Consider the following 20,554-nt stretch of genomic DNA (forward strand, 5'->3'; position numbering starts at 1 on the left):
GAAAGGGATTTCGCTTCAAACTAATGAACCTTTAATTATTATGCTAAATAAGATCATAGAATTTTCTATTAAGAACAAACTGATCATCATCTTGATGACGCTCGGTTTGGTAATTTACGGACTATTTGAACTCAAAAAACTGCCGATCGACGCAGTACCCGATATTACCGACAATCAGGTGCAGATCATCACCGTTTCCCCAAGTTTGGGCGCGACCGATGTGGAGCGTTTCATCACGTTTCCGTTGGAGCAGGTCAATAACAATATTCAGGGAATCAAGCAGATGCGGAGTTTCTCGCGTTTCGGTTTGTCGGTGATTACCATTGTTTTCAAAGAAGATGTCAATCTGTATCTTGCCCGTCAACAAGTTGCGGAACGTTTGCAGCAAGTCGATATTCCGACCAGTTTGGGAACTCCCGCGATGGCGCCGATTTCTACTGGTTTGGGCGAAATTTACCAATACATTCTCCGTCCGAAAAAAGGATACGAACACCGTTACAATGCGATGCAGTTGCGAACAATTCAGGATTGGGTGGTTCGACGACAGCTCCTCGGAACCGAAGGTGTTGCAGATGTTGCCAGTTTTGGCGGCGATCTGAAACAGTATGAAGTAGCGATAAATCCAGCAACACTCAAATCGATGGGTGTTACGATGACTGAGGTTTTCGACGCGCTCCAGAAAAATAACCAGAACACCGGTGGTGCCTATATCGAAAAAGGACCGAGCGTTCTTTTCATCAGAACAGAAGGTTTGATGGGGAAAATTCCGGACATCGAAAATACGGTCGTGAAAAATCTTCCCGACGGAACACCGATTCTTGTTAAAAACATCGGAACAGTACAGTACGGAAAAGCAATCCGTTACGGAGCTATGACTTACAACGGTGAAGGCGAAGTTGCGGGAGCTGTTGTAATGATGATGAAAGGCGCAAACTCGAACCAGGTCACCGCGAAAGTAAAAGACAGAATCGCCGAAATCGAGAAAACCTTACCAGAAGGCGTGAAACTTGATCCGTTCCTTGACCGGACAAAAATGGTAAACAACGCCATTTCCACCGTTTCTAAAAACCTGATTGAAGGTGCACTGATCGTGATTTTCGTATTGGTTTTATTCCTCGGAAATATGCGCGCCGGATTTTTGGTGGCGTCTGTAATTCCGCTCTCCATGCTGTTTGCGATCATTATGATGAATATTTTCGGGGTCTCCGGAAACCTCATGAGTTTGGGGGCGCTCGATTTCGGGCTGATTGTGGATGGTGCGGTGATTATTGTGGAAGCGGTTCTGCACCGGATTCCTCACTTGAAAAACTTCCAAAGCAAGAAGGTTTCCCAGTCGTTTATGGATGATGAAGTTTATACTTCCGCGAGCAAAATGATGAACTCCGCAGTTTTCGGACAAATCATCATCCTCATCGTTTACCTTCCGATTTTATCGTTGCAGGGTGTGGAAGGAAAAATGTTCAAACCAATGGCGCAGACTGTGATCTTTGCACTTTTGGGAGCATTCATCCTTTCATTGACCTATATTCCGATGATGAGTTCGTTGGTGCTTTCTAAAAAAATTGAAAACAAGAAAACCTTCTCCGAGAAAATGATGGAGAAGCTCGAAAATTTCTACGACAAGACTTTGACTCAGGTTATCAAAATCCACAACCTTGCGTTTTTCAGTGTGGTCGCGTTATTCTTTTTTGCCATGTTTATCATGTCGAGATTGGGTGGCGAGTTTATCCCGTCACTTCCGGAAGGCGACTTCGCGGTCGATACAAGAGTTTTGCCGGGAAGTAACCTGAAAACATCAACCGACGCGGTACTAAAATCTCAACAGATTTTATTAAAAAAATTCCCGGAAATTGAAAAAATCGTTGGGAAAACCGGTAGTTCAGAAATCCCTACCGATCCGATGCCGATTGATGCAAGTGATATGATGATTATCCTAAAACCCCGTAAAGAATGGACTTCCGCAAAAACTTACGACGACCTCGCTGAAAAAATGTCAGCCGAACTGAAGAAAAACATCATCGGTGTGACTTATTCTTTCCAATATCCGGTGGCGATGCGTTTTAATGAATTAATGACGGGAGCAAGACAGGATGTGGTGATTAAAATCTTTGGCGAAAACCTCGATACACTTAAAGTTTATGCCGAAAAAATGGGCGAAATTTCCAAGAAAATCCAAGGAGCGCAAAATATCTATGTGGAACCTGTTTCGGGAATGCCACAGATTATCATCACTTATCATCGGGAAGCGCTTTCGCAATATGGTTTGAATGTGAATGATGTGAACAATATCGTGAATACGGCATTTGCAGGACAAGCGACAGGTTCCGTTTTTGAGGGTGAGAAAAAATTCGATTTGGTAGTTCGTTTAAGCGGCGATAAAAGAAAAAATGTGGAAGACGTAAACAACCTCTTAATCCCTACACCAATCGGGGTCGAAATTCCGCTAAGTGCGGTCGCAAGTGTGGAACTGAAAGAAAGTGTAAACCAGATTCAGCGTGAAAATGCACAGCGAAGGATTATCGTAGGTTTCAACGTTCGTGAACGCGACATCCAGTCAACCGTGGAAGATTTGCAGGCGAAAGTTGAGAAGGAAATGAAACTTCCAGCCGGCTATTCTGTGAAGTATGGCGGAACTTTTGAAAATCTTCAGCAGGCAAAATCTCGACTTGCCATCGCGGTACCGGTCAGTTTACTTTTGATCTTGCTGATGCTCTATTTTGCGTTCAATTCCGTGAAGTATGGTTTGCTTATTTTCTCGGCAATTCCACTTTCAGCGATTGGGGGAATTCTCTCGCTTTGGATGCGGGATATGAATTTCAGTATTTCTGCAGGTGTCGGTTTTATCGCATTATTCGGGGTTGCTGTATTAAATGGTATCGTGCTCGTCGCAGAATTCAACCGGCAAAAACATACCCATTCCGATTTGCGTGAAGTGGTAAAAATTGGTGGGAAAACCAGATTACGACCGGTTCTGATGACTGCTTTCGTGGCATCTTTAGGTTTCTTACCGATGGCGACTTCCACAGGTGAAGGCGCAGAAGTTCAAAGACCTTTGGCAACGGTAGTAATCGGCGGATTACTCTTGGCAACGCTGCTTACGCTTTATTTATTGCCGATTATGTACATGTGGTTTGAAAAACATTTGCCAGACAGAAGACGAAAACTTCATAAAATGCAGGATAGTGAGGATGGTTATGAGTTGGAAGCGTGAGTGTTGGAGAGTTGGTGTGTTGGAGAGTGAACTCTAAACAGTCCTATTTAATTTAAGAATTAATAAAAACTTTTGTGTAACCTTTTGTGGTTAATTTTAAAGAAGTAAAAAAACCAGAAGTATTTAATGTTAATAGCCGTTGTTGAAACCATCGGAACCAAAATTTGAAACAATGAATAAATTAAGAACCATAATAATTTCAATTGCAATTTGCCCCTTTTTCATTCTTTTTGGAATGGGAGGAATTTTTGCGCAAACTCCAATTTCGCTGGAAACGGCTCTTCAGAAAGCGGCGGATAAGAATTTGAATTTGAAGTCGGGCCAGCTTCGGATTGACTATTACGACAAAATGCAAAAATCCTACGCTACAATCGATCCGCTGAACATTACCGGTGAAATCGGACAAATGAATTCAACCTATGTTGACAATGCGATCGGAGTAAATCAAACGTTGCGGCTTCCCGCTTTTTACAGGGCACAGAAACAGGTTTTGATTGAGGAATGGAAAAATTCCGTCCTGAACCTCGATGTTCAAAAATGGCAGCTGAAAAGGGAAATGTCACTTCTTTACAACAAACTGAATTATTTGGATGAGAAACAGAAACTTCTGAAAAAAACAGACAGCATTTATTCCAATTATTACAAAAGAGCGGAGCTGCGGCTGAAAGCGGGAGAAAGCAATATCCTGGAAAAAACTACCGCCGAAAACTACCGAAGTCAAGCAGAAATTCAGCTTCAAAGTTTATTAAAAGATCGCGACATCACACTGTACCAGTTCAATTATTTGATCAACGATTCCGAGATTTATACCAATCAGAAAGATGGGTTTTTTAATACTGAACTTCTCGGCGATGAAAGTTTTTCGGGGAATACCATTGTTTTAAAACAACTCGAGCAACAGCGAAATATCGAAAATGCACGATTGGAATCCGAAAAAAAGAAACTGTTGCCAAGCTTCAATGTTGGGATTCGTTCGATGACGATGAAAGGAATGGGTGCCGATGACAAAACTTACGACGGGTTGCACCGTTTTCAGCAAGGAAGTGTCGGTGTGGGTTTACCGATTTTTAATACCGCACAAAAATCGGTGATCGAAGGTCAGAAAGTTAACCAAATGATTGCCGAGAACAATTACCAATTGGGTTTGCGCAATATGAAAAACCTGTATGCAAAAACCTACGGCGAATACCAGAAACTGAAATCCGAAATTGATTATTACAAAACAACGGGTCTTAAAAACGCAGACAAAATCCTCTTCACCGCAAATCTTTTACTGAAGGAAGGTGAAATGAATTACCTTGAATATACGCTGCTCGTCAATCAGTCGCTGGAAATTCAGAACAAATATATCGAGGCACAAAAACTGTTAAACGAAAAAATCATCGAGCTGAATAATTTGAGAAGTGAATAGCGAATTTTTAAAAAAGTATTTGAATACAAAATGATAAAAATAAATATGAAAAAATCAATCATCATAATTGTTTCCGGGGTTTTGATGTTTTCCTGCTCAAAGAAAGAGGAAAACACCGCAACCGAACATTTCGCAACTTCCGGAGACCAGATTACGCTCACCGATCTGCAGAAAAAAAATGCCGGCGTTGAAACTGCAATGCTTGGAAGCGAAAACATTGCCAACAAGATTATGCTAACCGGACAAATCGATGTGCCACCAACGGGAATGGCGGGAGTTTCTTCGTCATCTGGCGGAATTATCAAGGTTGCGCGTTTCCTTCCGGGAAATTATGTTTCGCGCGGACAAACTTTAGCGGTTGTTGAAAACCCCCAAATGTCGCGGCTTCAGCAGGAATATCTTCAGGCAAAATCCAACCTCGGTTATGCGCAGAAAGATTACGAAAGACAAAAATATCTTAACAAGTTTCAGGCAAGCTCCGACAAAGTGACGCAGAGAGCAGCTAATGAAGCTCAGTCTCAAAGCGCCGCAGTACGCGGAATCGAATCCCAACTCCGAACCTACGGAATCAGTCCGGGAAGTGTGAGTACCGGAAATATCCAAAAGTCAATTTCGGTGATCGCGCCGATTTCGGGCTATATTTCAAGGGTAAACGCAACTATAGGTCAACACGTGTCTCCTGCTGATGTACTTTATGAAATTGTCAATAACGGTCAGGTTCATCTCGCGCTGAAAGTTTTTGAAAAAGACTTGAGCAAAATTTCTCTCGGACAGCCGGTTTATGCATACACCAACCAGAATCCGCAGAAGAAATATTCCGCGGTAGTAAAGCTCATCGGAAAAGATTTCGGACCCGACAGAAGCGTGATGATCCATTGCGAACTAATCGATAAAGATGAGTCGCTCATCCCCGGAACTTTCATGAACGCGGAAGTGGAGATCAATATGAACCAGGGATTCACCATTCCCGACGACGCGATTGTAACCTGGGATCACAAACAGTACATTTTTGAAGAAGTAAAACCTAAAACCTACAAGATGTTTCCGGTGGCAATCGGTAATTCAGAAAACGGTTTGACAGAAATTGTCAATAATACAAGCGACTTCCAAAATAAGAAGTTTGTAACCAAAGGCGCTTATCACTTGTTGATGGCTTTGAAAAACGTGGAAGAATAAAGAGTTTGAAGTCGGGAGACCGAAATCTGAAGATTAAAAAATCTCAAAAACTCTCAAACACTACCACTCTCAAACAATAATTTGGAGCCGGGAACCTGCTTTTGCTACTCGCTTTTTTTCGGCGGCGGCTTTGCCGCCGCCGAAAAAAGAGCTCAAACACGCCGCTCAATCAGGGCTAGTTACGAGCAGGAATTTTTAGAAAAGTTTGTCATAAAAAAACGAAGTTTTTTTCCAACGACCTAGGAGTTTTTTGCGTTAAGAAATTTGAAAATGTTTTCGTAAAAAATTTCCACTGTTTGAGCGAGGCAAAAAATTAGTTTGAAGAACAAATCTCGTTTCCGAGCGAGTTTGGAAATTTTAGAAAACATTTTTCAAATTTTAGCAAAAAAATCCAAGTCTTGAACTTTTGGTTCTTTTGTTTCAAGACAAAAGAACAAATAACAAATATTAATGGAGATTAGAAAAAAAATAAGGTTTTGAAATTTTAGTTCTTTTGTTTGGCTACGCACAATCTTCGATTTCAAGACAAAAGAACAGAAAAAAATAAAAAAATGCAGAAAAAAACAACCCAACTCTTAATGGGAAACCGCTTTGAGATTACTTTAGAAGCAAAAACAGAAAAAGAAGTCGATTTTTTTCTAAAACATGCGGTGGAAGAAATTCAAAGAATTGAAGAATTGCTTTCAACCTTTAAACCAAACAGCCAAACCAATCTCATCAATGAAAATGCAGGAGTAAAACCCGTAAAAGTAAGCGATGAAACCTTTTCTTTGATTGAAAGAAGCAAGAAAATTTCAAAAATAACTGATGGATATTTTGATATTACTTATGGTTCTATCGACAAGAAATTTTGGAATTTCGATACTTCAATGACGGAACTTCCCGATGAAGATTTGGCGCGAAAAAGCATTGCTTTAATCAATTACAAAAACATGGAATTGGATGCCGAAAAGAAAACCGTTTTCCTGAAAAATAAAGGAATGAGAATTGGTTTTGGCGGAATTGGAAAAGGTTATGCCGCCGAAAAAACCAAAATATTAATGAAAAGTTTGGGCGTAAAAGCAGGGATTATCAATGCTTCGGGAGATATGTCTTGTTGGGGAATTCCCGAAAACGGAAAACCTTGGACGATAGGAATTGCGCATCCCGATTTCGCAGATATGCCTTTTTCAACTTTAGAAACCACGGATTTGGCAGTCGCAACTTCAGGAAATTATGAAAAATTTGTAATGATTGGCGGTAAAAAATATTCGCACACCATCAATCCAAAAACGGGTTTTCCGATTACAGGTCTCAAAAGCGTCACGATTTTAAGTCCGAACGCGGAAATTTCTGATGCACTTGCAACACCGATTTCCATTATGGGAATTCAGGACGGACTTGCTTTAATAAACAAATTGAAAGACATTGAATGCATTATTATCGATGATGAAAATGCGGTTCATTATTCTGATAATATCAATTTTGAATAATAGTTTATTTCTCGCAGATTTAGCAAATAGCGCAGATTTCCTAAAATGAAATCTGCTACATCCGCAAAATCAGCGAGATGGTATAAAAATTAAAATTATGAACTTAAAAAAAACCAAATCATCAATACATAAGCCTTTGTTTATCGCTATTTGGACTAATTACAAATCACATAAAACGATTAACTTTTGAACAATTTTTGTATCTAATTATTAAACAAAATCGTTTTAAATATAGACAATAAAATTAACCACAAAAGACACAAAAATTATGTCATCTAAAATCTGTGTAATCAGTATATTAGAAGAACACAAAAATGAAAATCAAAGATTTTCAACTTTTGTGCGCTAAAAAGTTTAAGATTTTGAAATTAAGCATTTTAACCTAAAGAAATTCTTTTGTGCTTTTTGTGGTTTAAATTTAGAAAGTTTTTAAAGTGAAAAAATACATTTCCATATTGCTTCTTACCGTTTATCTGTTTTCTTTTCAGGAATTCAGACAGGTTTTGAAGTTGCCGACTTTGGTGGAACATTTTGTAAAACACACTTTAACAGACCCTAATTTTTCTGTTACAAATTTTATTGAGCACCATTATTTAAGTGGAAATGTTGTAGATAACGACTTTGAACAGGATATGAAATTACCATTTAAAACAATGGATTTCAGCACTTCATCTTCTATTTTTATTTTAAACAAACCCATTATCGAAAATATTGAACAGCCCAAAAAACTGTTCACCGAAAGAAAATCGAATTTTTCCTATAAAAAAGATTTCATCTCCGAATTTCAATTTTCCATTTTTCAGCCTCCTGAATTTTTAATGTAATTAATCGGTTCTAAAAAATTGTTTAATCAAAAACGATTTGATTTACAATGCTTTATCAATTAAAATTTACATTAAAAATTTCTTTAAAATGAAAACAAAAGTTTGGTCTTTAGCGACCCGAATCTCACATTGGCTTTTGGCTTTGGGGTTCACAATTGCCTATACTACAGGTGAAAATGAGTGGCAAATGAATTTGCATTACGCTTTCGGAGCGTTGGTTGGCGGAATTTTGCTGATGAGAATTATTTACGGATTTATCGGTCCAAAATATTCCAATTTCCGAGATTTCCCGATGGGAATTTCAAGTCAAATTAGTTTTATCAAAAATTATTTTTCTAAAAATACCTACGTTGGACACAATCCTATGGCTTCTCTAGTGATGTTTTCGATGATGATTGTCGGGATTTTAACGGCTTTGACAGGGTATTTTTGGGCAAATGAAACTTCCCAATTTTTAGGATTTACCTTAACTGAAGATTTTGTAGAGGAAAGTCACGAAATTTTGGCAAAATTGTTCCTGATTTTGGTATTCTCACATTTGGCAGGAATATTTTTCGATACTATTTTCCACGGAAAAATGGGAACTTTGAAATCTATTTTTTCAGGTTATAAAAATGTTCAGGCTGAAGAAATAAAACCCAATATTTTTCAAAATATTTTCTCTATTTTTTGGATTGGAATTCCGCTCGTTTTGTTTTATTTGGCGTTTGGACTTCCTGTAAGAGAAGGCGGAAACGAAAATGAAAGCGAGGAAGACGAATGGGAAACACTGCTTTATCCGAACGGAAATTCTAAAAAAGAATGGTTAAGTTTCAACCTAAAATCTACAAAGAACAATAGTGGAAATTCTTCTATTGATGGATTAAGCAACGCGTCAAACCGCCGAAAAATTCAACAAAATGCAGTTTTACCCGAAATTCTAGAAACGCCGCAATATGAGCCAACTGTGAATGCAATAAGCAGTTCAAGCACTTCTAGAATTGTTGAAAACCCAAAAAGTTTAAAAAGAAATTATCGTCAAGAATATCGTGAAAACAACCACGAAAGGGAACGTGAACACGATGATGAACATGAGGAAGATGATGATTAAAATTCAATGCTAATAATAGAAATAAAGACTTTAGTATGCTTTATTAAAGTCTTTATTATTAACAATTTTATAACATTGAAAAAAGTAGAAAAATAAATATTAAATTGCATTAAATTAATAAAATGGAAAATAAACTAACGATTGACAATTACATGAACAACCATTACATCCACCGCAGCAATTGGCTTCGAGCCGCTGTTTTGGGTGCAAATGACGGCATTATTTCAATCTCGAGTTTGGCGATTGGTGTTGCAGCGGCAAGTTCAACACGGGAACCGATACTTTTAGCGACCGTTGCAGGTTTGGTTGCAGGTGCATTGTCGATGGCTGCAGGCGAATATGTTTCCGTAAGTTCACAAACCGACATTGAAAAAGCCGATATCGAACGCGAAAAAATAGAACTGAAAGAAATGCCGGAAGAAGAACTCAGTATTTTGGCACAAATTTATGAAAACCGTGGACTGAAAAAAGAAACGGCACTGCTTGTTGCCAAAGAACTCACCGAAACTGATGCTTTAGCAGCTCATGTTCGCGACGAATTGGGCATCAACGAAATCAGTCAGGCAAATCCTTTACAGGCGGCTCTGGCTTCGGGAGCGGCTTTCACTGTTGGAGGTGTTCTTCCACTTTTGGTCGCATTATTTTTGCCGGTACAAAATATGGAATATTGGCTTTATGGATTTACCATTGTTTTTCTAGGAATTCTAGGAACGGTTTCAGCAAAAGTTGGCGGATCCAGTGTAATGAAGGCTGTTTTGCGGATAATCATTTGGGGAACAATTGCGATGGTTTTATCTGCATTAGTAGGATATCTTTTTGGGGTAAACGTTGCCTGATTTTTTTTAGCGATCATTCTAAATAAGATTTTTTTTGCCACGAATGCTCTAATTTTATTATTCTAGCTTTCGTGGCTTTTTTGCAGCATTTTATAGTATTTTTGCGGCATGAAAATTTTGGTTTTCGATAATTATGACAGTTTTACTTACAATTTGGTTCAGATGATGGAGCAGATTGTCGGCAAAACCGTTTCCGTTGCCAAAAACGATGAAATTTCCCTCGAAGAAATTGAAAAATTCGACAAAATCGTACTTTCTCCGGGTCCCGGAGTTCCTTCGGAAGCGGGAATTCTTTTAGATGTCATCAAAAATTTTTACGATAAAAAGCCAATTTTGGGTGTTTGTCTTGGTCAACAGGCGATTGCAGAGGCTTTTGGCGGAAGTTTGATTAATCTGAAAGAAATTTATCACGGCGTTGCAACGGAAGCGAAAACCATTAAAAAAAATGCAAAACTTTTAAGGAATCTTCCGGAAATTTTGGAAGTTGGTCGCTATCATTCTTGGGCAGTAAATCCGGAAAATTTTCCTGATGAGTTGGAAGTTACTTCCGTGGATAAAGATGGGATGATTATGTCGGTTCAGCATAAAATTTACGATGTTCACGGAGTGCAATATCATCCGGAAAGTATTTTGACGCCGCTTGGAAATGAGATTTTGAGGAACTTTCTTGTATAGTTTGAAGTCCAATGACCGAAGTCCGAAGATAAAATCCGATTTCTTATTTTTAGCATAGCAATTATTTCCGTAAATTTGAACTTCAAAATTTTGCAATGACAATCACCCAAAATAAAAAGACAGAATTCCGCGAACTTGGTTTAATGGATTATGAACCGGCTTTCGATTATCAGGAAAATCTGATGAAATCCATCATCGATTTGAAACTGAAAAACCGCGACCGATCCGATGAAGAGTATGAGGAAACTCCCAATTATCTTTTGTTTGTCGAGCATCCGCATGTGTACACTTTGGGAAAATCGGGCCATGAGGAAAATATGCTCGCCAATTCTGAAAAACTGAAAGAAATCGACGCAACATTTGTGAAAACCAACCGCGGCGGAGACATTACCTATCACGGTTTTGGGCAGATTGTGGGTTATCCTGTACTGGACTTAGACAATTTCAAATCCGACATTTTTAAATACATGAGGGATTTGGAGGAAGTCATCATTAAAGTCATTGCAGAATACGGACTGAAAGGCGAAAGAAGCGAGGGCGAAACCGGAGTCTGGCTCGATGTGGGAAAACCTTACGCCAGGAAAATCTGCGCGATGGGCGTGAAAACCTCAAAATGGGTCACGATGCACGGATTCGGATTGAATGTAAATACCGACCTGAAATATTTCGAATACATTATTCCTTGTGGAATCAAAGACAAAGCCGTTACTTCCCTGGAGCGCGAACTGGAAAGAAAGTTTTCTGATGACGAAGTTTACGAACTAAAAGAAAAAATCAAAAAGCATTTCTGCGAAGTTTTCGAAGCAGAGCTGGTTTAGGTTATTTAGATTTTTTGACTTTATTTAAATACCCCACTACATTCTCCTCCTCCACCGACAAATATTCGAAACCCATTTCAGCCGCAACAAAACGTGCTGTTTTCGAAAAAATTTCTGTCATCAGGAGAAGTGAATTCCAGATATTTTCGGGATTGGAGTTTGCGTAGGTTTTTAAGAAATCGCTGTAGAAAGTTTCAGATAGATATTTGGGGTAAAACTTCCCGATTTTGCCGCTGGAAATTTCGAAACTGTTTTCGATCCCGATTTTCCATTCGATCATCTGCATCAGCATTGGTCTCAAAATCACTTCGTGATGGTAGATTGCATAAGGGATTTCGTTTCTCGCCAAACCTTTTGCCACATAAGTCGAGACCCACCAAAATTCGTTGCAAACCTCCTGAAACCATTTCTCATTCGGCTTTTTGATCCAGTAATCCTGATCGGAACTTTTCGGTTGATTCTCGAAAATCCCGTCTTTATCCAGCCACACTTTGGTTAAGGAATCTTTAAACTGCGAGATTTTTTCGACGGGAACAATCGCGAAATCAATACGGAATCCCTGTTTGTACATAATGAGGTAGCTGAAGAAGTTTTCCGTTTTCTCACCAAAAGAGAAGGTTTCGGGTTGTTGCTCAATCAGTTTTTCACCGAAAAGATGGGTCCATGAACTGTCTTTAATGAAATCCTCGAAATCATTAACGGCGAAAAGCACATCGTAATCCTGAAAAGAATCTTCTTTTATTAAGTCATTGGCTCTGGAACCGTTCAGTACAACTGCTCTGATTGAGCTATTGGAAGCGGCAAACTGCAAGACTTTGTTTTTTATTTCTTCGGGTGAATACATTTTTTGAAATGGTTTTAAGGTGGGTTAATATTATAGTCGTGTACAATCTCTTAAAATCTTTGTGTATCATTGTTAAACGAAGTGCCATTGTTTAGCTTAAATTACGCGGTAGTTTTTGAGACTTCTCTTTGCGGACTTTGCGAGAAAAAAATTACTCGCAATGCCAAACAAAGCTGAATTAATCTTTTGTACAATTTAGAAGATAAACAAGGGTGCTTTCGCTCATTAAAGATACACAATGATGCAAATGCCAACAGATTAGTTTTACCAAAAAAGCAAAAAACGGGCTGTAAATTTCAGATTTCTCTAATGGTGAAAAATTTTTATCTTTGTGGAAATCCAAAAAAATAAAATGGCAGAATACAAGTTATTGCTTCCCTCGATGGGAGAAGGCGTGATGGAAGCTACGATCATCAGCTGGATGTTTAATGAAGGCGATATGGTGAAGGAAGATGATTCCGTGGTTGAAATCGCGACCGACAAAGTTGATTCCGACGTTCCGACTCCGGTTTCGGGGAAAATCGTAAAAATCCTGAAGCATAAGGACGAGGTAGCAAAAATCGGTGAAGCCATCGCGATTTTGGACACTTCGAGTAACCTCAGTGTGACAGGTGAAGGTGAAACTGTTGCAGAACAACCGCAGGAACCGAAATCCCATGCCGAAGTAAAAACTGAAATTCCGGCACCAACCGCTGAAGAAATCAAAGAACTTGAAAAGCCGCTCCAAAATCAACCTGTCGTAGAATTCTCAGGAGATCTTTATCTGTCGCCATTGGTAAAATCCATCGCTCAGCAGGAAAATATTTCCGAAACCGAACTGAAATCCATTAAAGGAAGCGGTCTCGAAGGCAGAATTACTAAGGAAGATATCCTTGCGTTTGTTTCCAACAGAGGTCAGGTTGAGGTTAAGGATGAGGTTGAGCAAATCACTCCAACTCACCAACTCACCAACACTCCAACTACTTCATCGAGCGAAGCGAAGCAAACCCACCAACTCTCCAACGCATCAACGCCCCCACTCAATAGCGGCGACGAAATCATCCAAATGGATCGCGTGCGAAAAATTATCGCAGATGCGATGGTGAACTCCAAGCGAACTTCACCACACGTAACCTCATTTATCGAAACCGACGTGACCAACGTGGTGAGATGGCGCGCGAAACACAAAGCCACATTCGAGAAACGTGAAGGGGAACGACTCACCTTTATGCCGATCTTTGTAAAGGCAGTGGTAAAAGCGATTCAGGATTATCCGCTCATCAATATTTCGGTGGACGGCGACAAAATCATCAAAAAGAAAAACATCAATATCGGAATGGCGACCGCGCTTCCTGACGGAAACCTGATCGTTCCCGTGATCAAAAACGCGGATCAGCTGTCACTTTCGGGATTGGCAAAAGCGATCAACGATTTGGCGTACCGTGCAAAAAACAAAAAACTCAAACCCGAAGATACACAGGGAGCGACGTACACGATTTCCAACGTCGGAAGTTTTGGAAACCTGATGGGAACGCCGATTATTCCGCAACCGCAAGTGGCAATTCTGGCGATCGGTGCGATTGTGAAAAAACCTGCCGTAGTAGAAACTCCGGAAGGCGATATGATCGGAGTCCGCCAGTTGATGTTTATGTCGCATTCCTACGACCACCGTGTTGTGGACGGTTCGCTCGGCGGAATGTTCCTGAAGCACGTTCACGACTACTTGCAGAACTGGGATTTGGATACTGAAATTTAGGAGTCGGAAGACGGAAGTCGGAAGATGATAGATGAGAGTCGGAAGTCCGAAGATCGAGGTCCGAAGATAGATATGAAACCTATGACCTTCAGAGTTGTTCTGGAGGTTTTTTTGTGGGATGGATCTTTTTAAATTAGATTTTTACAATGCTTTAAATTTCCTGCGGAAATTGAAGAAGTTTTTTCGTGGGAAAACAGTTTATATTTGTTGTTTGTGCGACATCTTAATCAAATAGTACCTATGAAAATAAAATTGATCTTCTTTTCTTTATTCATCTTCGGTTTTTCGAATTCCCAAATCATTTCCGGGAAGATTGTTTCAAACGACAATAACCAGGCGATTCCTTTCGCAAGGATCGGAATTGAAAATGAAAATGTGGGCGCAATTGCCGATGATAACGGGAATTACAAAATTGATTTATCAAACGTTGATAGAAACAAGGTCTTAACTGTGCAACTGGGAGGTTACGAATCTTTTAGCAACAAAGTATATGATTTTATAAATGCTAAGAATCACGATATTATCCTGAAAGAAAAAATCAGCAATATTGCGGAAGTAAAATTAACCCCCAAAACCTTTGAAAATAAGAACTGGGGAATCAATACGAAAGCAAAAAAGCTGGGATTTTGGTTTAACTCAAATAATAGCAGTAATGGAAACTGGAAAGATGAGGTTGCGATTTCGTTTTCAAACAACAAGAAAGTAAAAATTGAAAAGATTAACCTGAATATCAATCAGTTTGAAACCGATAAACCTGTATTGCTGAACTTTAATATTTATTCGAAAGAAGATCGAAGACCCGGAAAATCGATATTGTCGGAAGTGTTGACGGTCGAAGTAACCAAAGATCAAATAATTGACAACACTTTTACCTTTGACATCAGCGATAAATCAATTTGGGTTGATAAGGAAGATTTCTATGTGTCCGCACAAATCGTCAGTGGGTTCAAGGGGAAAATCGGTTTTAGCGCGGCTTTATTGGGGGCGGTTTACATGAGGTCTTATTATGACAAATGGGAAAAAATACCAGTCGCGGCGCCTGCAATCAACATCGATGTAAAAGTTGAGAAAGAAAAACGCGGCACAAAACAGTAATCACAAAACGTGGATCCGCTCTCCGAAGTCTCCTGAATTCGTCGCATCTACAAAATTTCCCGTGGAAATTGAAAAAGCTTTTCTGGCGGTGAAAGTTGTGTATATATGGGAGTTAGCAGAAATTTAAAACCACGTAATCCATTAAATTGAATGACAGCAGAATCTGAATTGAGACAAAATAGACTGAATGCAAGAAAAGCATTGGAAAACTTTGGAGATTGCACATTCTAACCTGAATCGTCTGCTAAATGGATCATTATTGTGAGAAACTGGACAGGAAAACTATCAGTGAAAATTCAACATGATTCTATAAAAAATGTGACTCCAGAAATGATGAAATGGTGGTTCGAAAATCTAGCCGGAACAACAATTTGGAACGGAATTGATTTTAAGGGTCCCGAAATTAGTTTTTATCATTTATGGCATCATAGGGATCACATAAAAATAAGTCCATTAAGTAATAAAGAAACTAATAAAACCTCAACACTTCTCTCCAATTCCCTATTTTTGCCAAAAAAAATAAAGATGTTCCAAATTAGAATTGCCACTGAAAAAGATATCCCCACAATTTTCGACCTGATCAAAAAACTGGCGGTGTACGAGAAACTCGAAAACGATGTGGTAACCTCGGAAGAAGAACTCGCGGAGAATATCTTTGCGAAGAATTTCGCCAAAGTGCTGATCGCGGAAGAAAGTGGAAATCCCGTTGGTTTCGCCCTGTATTTCTATAATTTCTCCACCTTTGTCGGCAAACCCGGGATTTATCTCGAAGACCTCTTCATCGAACCGGAACACCGCGGGAAAGGGTACGGAAAAGCACTCCTGATCGAACTGGCAAAAATTGCCGAAGCCGGAAACTGCGGCAGATTGGAGTGGTCGGTTCTGGACTGGAACATGCCTTCAATCGAATTCTACAAAGCATTGGGCGCAAAACCAATGGATGAGTGGACGGTTTTTCGATTAGATAAAAAAGGAATCAGGGATTTATCGGGACTTTAGTATTTCCGCACTTCCCTATTTTTTTTAAATTTGCTTTAATTAAATTCAATCTATGGAATCCTATACGGAAAAAATTCTTATTACCGGTGCTCTCGGACAGATCGGGACTGAACTCACCAACCGATTGGTTGAAATACACGGCGCAGAAAACGTAATCGCTTCAGGACTCGACCGATGGGACAAAAACCTGACTTCCGCGGGATTTTATGAAAGAATGGACGTGACCAATACGCAGCTGGTGCGACAGGTGATCAAGGATTACGAGATTACCACGGTGTACCACCTCGCTTCCCTACTCTCCGGAACTTCGGAGAAGCAGCCGCTTTTCGCTTGGCGACTGAATATCGAGCCGCTGCTGAATTTCTGCGAAATGGCGAAAGAAGGTTTGATCAAGAAGATTTTCTGGCCGAGTTCAATCGCGGTTTTTGGTAAAGGTATTCCCAAAGAAAATGTTGGGCAGGACGTGGTTCTGAATCCGACCACCGTTTACGGCATCTCGAAAATGGCGGGCGAAAAATGGTGCGAATATTATTTTGACAAATATGGTGTTGATGTACGCAGCATCCGATATCCCGGACTGATTTCCTGGAAAACTCCTGCAGGTGGCGGAACAACCGACTACGCCGTGGAAATCTTCTACGAAGCCGTAGAAAATGGGAAATACACCAGTTTTATTTCCGAAAATACGGCGATGCCGATGCTTTATATGGACGATGCGATCAATGCCACCTTAAAGCTGATGGCGTCGCCAAAGGAAAATCTCACCGTGCGCTCTTCGTACAATTTGGGGGGAATGTCTTTTACCCCGAAACAACTTTCGGAGGAGATCAAAAAGGAAATGCCTGATTTTACCATAGACTACAAACCCGATTTCCGGCAGCAGATCGCCGATTCTTGGCCTGCCTCGATTGATGATTCGGTCGCAAAGAATGATTGGGGACTGACCTACGATTTCGATATTTCGGAAATGACGAAGGACATGCTGAAAAACCTGAAGGTGAAACTCTCTGGAAAATAAGCCGCGATGATTCTGCTGAGCTTCAACATTATCAATAACGGTAAAGATTTCAAAAGCGGCTTCACTATTGATGACGCTGAAATCCTGAACATCACGCAGCGAAACACGGAATCCATTTTGCGCATCCTGGAAAGCCACAATGTTCTGGCAACTTTTTTTGTGGAAGTATCGATCGTGCAGAAGCTTTTCCCGTTAATAAAGAAAATCATTTCGCAGAATCACGAGATTGCCTTCTACAATGCTAACTCTAGTATTTCGGAAATTGAAAACGCAAAAGTCGAAACCGAAAAATTTACCGGGAAAATCATCCGCGGAATTCGGCAGAAAGACCATCTCTTCTCTACAGAGGAACTGAAAGCACAGGAGTTCAACTATATCTCGAATATCGAAAATTCCAACATCCTCTTCCCCTTCAAAAGGTTGGAACGCAGCACTGAAATCGTCGAGCAGAACGGGATCAGCATTGTTCCGGAAAGCATTTCGCCGTATTCGCAGATTCCGTACAATGATTTTGTTTTTCAGGTGCTTCCGCTTCAGTACTATAAAAATATGGCGTTCGAAACGATCAAGAGCGATGATTTCGTAGTGATCTACCTTGATTCCCGCCAATTCACCGATTTCGACAGGTACAGGTTTAAAGTTCCGTTTTACAGAAAGTTCAATTCCGGAAAGAAGATGGGCGACAAACTCGAAGCGTTCTTGTCGTGGGTGAATGAAAACGAACTCGCCACTTCACGGATGAAAGACTTTATTTTTTAAAGTGAAATCTTCTTCAGTAATACGATTTTCCTGAATATATCGCATTTATTTGCTATTAATCTTATCACATTCTGAAAAAATAGTTTTTTTATTGCATATTTCATTTTTTATGTTTAACTTTAGCAAAGTTTAACCAAATTAAATTACTACGTTATGAAAAAAATCACTATTTTATTGGGAATCCTTCTAGGATTAAGCATCCAAGCACAAAGTTGGAATTTGACAGGTAATTCGGGAACAAATTCGCTAACAAATTACATTGGCACATCTGATAACTCGGATTTGATTTTTCGTACAAATAGTACTGAAGGTTTCAGGTTAACGAATGATGGGAAGTTTCATTTGGCTAGTCTTATAAGCAGATCCGCATATCCAATGGATTTAAATTTTCGTTTTATTTCACCTGGCTCCTCTGCTTTTTATGTAGTAGCAAATCAACCAGATTATTTTTTGATAAAAGATCTTAGAACTAATTTCAATTATTTTAGAATATCAACTGCAAGTAATATTAATGCAAACTCTACAATTTTTTTACAAGAAAACAGCGGAAAAGTTGTAATTGGTACTACAACAATACCCAATTGTAGCACTTGCTCAGATTATAATCTCTTTGTAAAAAAAGGAATTAAAACAGAGAAAGTCAAAGTTGAATTCGCAAACGCAAATGGTTGGGCGGACTATGTATTTGAAAACGACTACAAATTAATGCCACTTGAAGAGCTGAAAACCTTCATTAAGAAAAATAAACATTTACCGGAAGTTCCAACAGCAACCGAGGTGGTAGAAAACGGGCTTGAATTGAAAGAGTTTAATGCTTTACTACTCAAAAAGGTTGAAGAATTAACCCTTCATCTTATTCAATTGAACGAAAAATTGCAAGACCAGAATGATCGAATAAAGGAATTAGAAACAAGAAAAGGGACCGAGCTATGAAAACAATTTTAAAATGGTTTTTTTTCTGTTTTGGAGTTTTTATTCATGCACAAAACAGTCCATTTGGCATACAATGTATATCGACTCCCCAAACCTCAAATCAAACCGCCGAAATTCTATTTGGTAATTGTGGGAACTCAACTCCATACTACAGTAACCAATATCTGTATTCACCCCAATTATCAGACGATATTATTTATTTAAAGCTCAATTTTATTTTCCCCACAAAACCAGATGGAACTGGAAATTTTGAGCAAAATAATCCTGAACACATCCAAGCTATTGACGATGTTATAACCAGTTTAAATCTCAGACTTCTTAATTTACAACAACCTTCTTCATCTGCGTGCATAGGGTATGGAAATAATAATATCCCGACAACAAAGATACAATTTATAGTAAATAAAGTTTGGAAGGTAGATCCTGGTTGGAATTATCTTTACACGGGATTTGTACCTTGTACTCTGCAATACGCACCTACTACATGTCCCAACTTTAGCACTTTAAATCCGGCATCTCCAGATTATTATTATAAACTCTTTGATAACGATCCAACGATTCCGTCAGGAATAAATATAGTTTTCGCAAATAATGGCTATGTCTATGATCAAATTATAAATAATCAAAATTATACCGCACCTGGTGGGCAAGGATGGGCAATATCCATGACTCCCAATAGTACAGATTTTACACAAAAGTTGAGACAATTCTTTCCCGATTCTTTTAATGATTATTTAATTAAAAAATATTACATAGCAGACAATCCGGATCCAAACAGCCCTTATCCTAATACACCTTGGTCAACGGTTTATGGTTGGTTTTACTATTCTTTAGCGGGAGGTCTATTACACGAAACTGGACATAATTTTGGATTAGGCCATCAAAATGGCTGCCATAACAATATCATGAACCAATGTGGGGTTTGTCCCAGAGACTACTTGAGTGATTTTGAAACTTCTAAAATGCATTTCGCAGCTTCTACAACAAGCTTACGGCAATATTTCACAGATAACTCATTTAAAAACAGTAACATTCTTTCTGATAGTGACCAAATGTGGGACTTGAATTTTAGGATTTATTCTAACGTGAAAGTTGATAATAATTCAAGTTTGAAGGCAACCTGCAAGATTATTATGTCTCCTGAAAGCAGAATAATTGTTAAGCCAGGAAGTAATTTTATAATTGAAGGTGCCGACATTTCTTCAGCAAATAATACTTCTTGGAACGGAATCAAAATTGAAGGAAATGCTTACGGTTTAATACTTCCGGACACCAAAATTGACAATGGTTATTTCTATATGTATACTGACAACTCGGTTTCACCAGAAGGAAGAGATAGAAATGATGAGCATGCTTATACCATCAGTGACATACATGCAAATTTGAACATTAATTATGATAAATTAAACATATATCCTAATCCTACAGGTGATTTCATCAATATCCAAACGAATGAAGTAATATATGGAGTCAAAATATTTGATTTTAAGGGAGAGAAAGTTAGAAATTTTAGACATAATTTTAACAAAATTGATGTTCAATCTCTTGGAAGCGGTCACTATATCTTATCCATTGAATTGGAGAACAAAATTATTACGAAGAGGTTTATTAAGAAATAATTCAAATAACTGTTTTTTCACTATGAGGTCTGCTAATTG

The 20,554-nt window shown here is 39.0% G+C and carries 17 protein-coding genes; 16 read left to right on the top strand and 1 reads right to left on the bottom strand.

Annotated elements, in window-relative coordinates; all coding sequences use genetic code 11:
* The first annotated feature begins 40 nt into the window (after positions 1–40).
* The 9 genes from MTP09_RS08970 to lipB all read left to right on the top strand — a co-directional run bounded on the left by MTP09_RS08970 (position 41) and on the right by lipB (position 11,513).
* Positions 41–3,211 carry an efflux RND transporter permease subunit gene (locus tag MTP09_RS08970; RefSeq protein ID WP_243548061.1) on the top strand — a complete coding sequence of 1,057 codons (3,171 nt, stop codon included), beginning with the start codon at positions 41–43 and terminating at the stop codon, positions 3,209–3,211.
* Between the two features lie 172 nt (positions 3,212–3,383).
* Positions 3,384–4,622 carry a TolC family protein gene (locus tag MTP09_RS08975; protein WP_243548063.1) on the top strand — a complete coding sequence of 413 codons (1,239 nt, stop codon included), beginning with the start codon at positions 3,384–3,386 and terminating at the stop codon, positions 4,620–4,622.
* A 45-nt stretch (positions 4,623–4,667) separates the two neighbouring features.
* A complete protein-coding gene (locus tag MTP09_RS08980; RefSeq protein WP_243548065.1) occupies positions 4,668–5,798 on the top strand; it encodes an efflux RND transporter periplasmic adaptor subunit in 1,131 nt (376 codons plus the stop codon).
* 551 nt (positions 5,799–6,349) lie between these two features.
* Positions 6,350–7,270, top strand: coding sequence for an FAD:protein FMN transferase (locus tag MTP09_RS08985; RefSeq protein WP_243548067.1), 921 nt, complete (start codon positions 6,350–6,352; stop codon positions 7,268–7,270).
* A 434-nt stretch (positions 7,271–7,704) separates the two neighbouring features.
* On the top strand, positions 7,705–8,094 hold the full coding sequence (locus MTP09_RS08990) for a hypothetical protein (RefSeq protein WP_243548069.1): 390 nt from the start codon (positions 7,705–7,707) through the stop codon (positions 8,092–8,094).
* Positions 8,095–8,182: 88 nt separating this feature from the next.
* Positions 8,183–9,184: a cytochrome b/b6 domain-containing protein gene (locus tag MTP09_RS08995; RefSeq protein ID WP_243548070.1), complete on the top strand. Its 1,002-nt coding sequence runs from the start codon at positions 8,183–8,185 to the stop codon at positions 9,182–9,184.
* A 122-nt stretch (positions 9,185–9,306) separates the two neighbouring features.
* Positions 9,307–10,020, top strand: coding sequence for a VIT1/CCC1 transporter family protein (locus tag MTP09_RS09000; RefSeq protein ID WP_243548072.1), 714 nt, complete (start codon positions 9,307–9,309; stop codon positions 10,018–10,020).
* A gap of 108 nt (positions 10,021–10,128) precedes the next feature.
* Positions 10,129–10,695: an anthranilate synthase component II gene (locus tag MTP09_RS09005; protein WP_243548074.1), complete on the top strand. Its 567-nt coding sequence runs from the start codon at positions 10,129–10,131 to the stop codon at positions 10,693–10,695.
* A 95-nt stretch (positions 10,696–10,790) separates the two neighbouring features.
* Complete coding sequence (lipB, locus tag MTP09_RS09010; protein ID WP_243548076.1) at positions 10,791–11,513, top strand: lipoyl(octanoyl) transferase LipB; 723 nt, start codon at positions 10,791–10,793, stop codon at positions 11,511–11,513.
* A 1-nt stretch (position 11,514) separates the two neighbouring features.
* On the opposite strand, the gene MTP09_RS09015 is transcribed toward lipB, so the two are convergent.
* On the bottom strand, positions 11,515–12,357 hold the full coding sequence (locus tag MTP09_RS09015; RefSeq protein WP_243548077.1) for an aminoglycoside 6-adenylyltransferase: 843 nt from the start codon (positions 12,355–12,357) through the stop codon (positions 11,515–11,517).
* 352 nt (positions 12,358–12,709) lie between these two features.
* Here MTP09_RS09015 and MTP09_RS09020 point away from each other — a divergent pair, with 352 nt between their 5' ends.
* The 7 genes from MTP09_RS09020 (at position 12,710) to MTP09_RS09050 (ending at position 20,515) form a co-directional block, all read left to right on the top strand.
* Complete coding sequence (locus MTP09_RS09020) at positions 12,710–14,092, top strand: dihydrolipoamide acetyltransferase family protein (RefSeq protein ID WP_243548078.1); 1,383 nt, start codon at positions 12,710–12,712, stop codon at positions 14,090–14,092.
* Positions 14,093–14,332: 240 nt separating this feature from the next.
* Positions 14,333–15,187, top strand: coding sequence for a carboxypeptidase-like regulatory domain-containing protein (locus MTP09_RS09025; protein ID WP_243548079.1), 855 nt, complete (start codon positions 14,333–14,335; stop codon positions 15,185–15,187).
* Between the two features lie 525 nt (positions 15,188–15,712).
* Positions 15,713–16,186 carry a GNAT family N-acetyltransferase gene (locus tag MTP09_RS09030; RefSeq protein WP_243548080.1) on the top strand — a complete coding sequence of 158 codons (474 nt, stop codon included), beginning with the start codon at positions 15,713–15,715 and terminating at the stop codon, positions 16,184–16,186.
* 52 nt (positions 16,187–16,238) lie between these two features.
* Positions 16,239–17,204 carry an NAD-dependent epimerase/dehydratase family protein gene (locus MTP09_RS09035; protein WP_243548081.1) on the top strand — a complete coding sequence of 322 codons (966 nt, stop codon included), beginning with the start codon at positions 16,239–16,241 and terminating at the stop codon, positions 17,202–17,204.
* A gap of 6 nt (positions 17,205–17,210) precedes the next feature.
* The gene (locus MTP09_RS09040) at positions 17,211–17,963 is read left to right on the top strand and encodes a polysaccharide deacetylase family protein (protein WP_243548082.1); all 753 of its coding nucleotides are present in this window, start codon (positions 17,211–17,213) and stop codon (positions 17,961–17,963) included.
* 153 nt (positions 17,964–18,116) lie between these two features.
* Positions 18,117–18,896, top strand: coding sequence for a hypothetical protein (locus MTP09_RS09045; protein WP_243548083.1), 780 nt, complete (start codon positions 18,117–18,119; stop codon positions 18,894–18,896).
* Positions 18,893–20,515, top strand: a complete 1,623-nt coding sequence (locus tag MTP09_RS09050; protein ID WP_243548085.1) for a T9SS type A sorting domain-containing protein — start codon at positions 18,893–18,895, stop codon at positions 20,513–20,515. Before MTP09_RS09045 ends, MTP09_RS09050 begins: the two co-directional genes overlap by 4 nt.
* Positions 20,516–20,554: the final 39 nt, after the last annotated feature.

Source organism: Chryseobacterium suipulveris (assembly GCF_022811685.1).
Taxonomy (GTDB): Bacteria; Bacteroidota; Bacteroidia; order Flavobacteriales; family Weeksellaceae; genus Kaistella; species Kaistella suipulveris.

Bases quoted from the DNA above. Each gene is read 5' to 3' on its own strand.
- MTP09_RS09030 (WP_243548080.1), top strand. From the start codon at position 15,713: ATGTTCCAAATTAGAATTGCCACTGAAAAAGATATCCCCACAATTTTC.
- MTP09_RS09005 (WP_243548074.1), top strand. From the start codon at position 10,129: ATGAAAATTTTGGTTTTCGATAATTATGACAGTTTTACTTACAATTTG.
- MTP09_RS09000 (WP_243548072.1), top strand. From the start codon at position 9,307: ATGGAAAATAAACTAACGATTGACAATTACATGAACAACCATTACATC.
- MTP09_RS08995 (WP_243548070.1), top strand. From the start codon at position 8,183: ATGAAAACAAAAGTTTGGTCTTTAGCGACCCGAATCTCACATTGGCTT.
- lipB (WP_243548076.1), top strand. From the start codon at position 10,791: ATGACAATCACCCAAAATAAAAAGACAGAATTCCGCGAACTTGGTTTA.
- MTP09_RS08980 (WP_243548065.1), top strand. From the start codon at position 4,668: ATGAAAAAATCAATCATCATAATTGTTTCCGGGGTTTTGATGTTTTCC.
- MTP09_RS09020 (WP_243548078.1), top strand. From the start codon at position 12,710: ATGGCAGAATACAAGTTATTGCTTCCCTCGATGGGAGAAGGCGTGATG.
- MTP09_RS09045 (WP_243548083.1), top strand. From the start codon at position 18,117: ATGAAAAAAATCACTATTTTATTGGGAATCCTTCTAGGATTAAGCATC.
- MTP09_RS09050 (WP_243548085.1), top strand. From the start codon at position 18,893: ATGAAAACAATTTTAAAATGGTTTTTTTTCTGTTTTGGAGTTTTTATT.
- MTP09_RS09035 (WP_243548081.1), top strand. From the start codon at position 16,239: ATGGAATCCTATACGGAAAAAATTCTTATTACCGGTGCTCTCGGACAG.
- MTP09_RS08985 (WP_243548067.1), top strand. From the start codon at position 6,350: ATGCAGAAAAAAACAACCCAACTCTTAATGGGAAACCGCTTTGAGATT.
- MTP09_RS08975 (WP_243548063.1), top strand. From the start codon at position 3,384: ATGAATAAATTAAGAACCATAATAATTTCAATTGCAATTTGCCCCTTT.
- MTP09_RS09015 (WP_243548077.1), bottom strand. From the start codon at position 12,357: ATGTATTCACCCGAAGAAATAAAAAACAAAGTCTTGCAGTTTGCCGCT.
- MTP09_RS09025 (WP_243548079.1), top strand. From the start codon at position 14,333: ATGAAAATAAAATTGATCTTCTTTTCTTTATTCATCTTCGGTTTTTCG.
- MTP09_RS08970 (WP_243548061.1), top strand. From the start codon at position 41: ATGCTAAATAAGATCATAGAATTTTCTATTAAGAACAAACTGATCATC.
- MTP09_RS09040 (WP_243548082.1), top strand. From the start codon at position 17,211: ATGATTCTGCTGAGCTTCAACATTATCAATAACGGTAAAGATTTCAAA.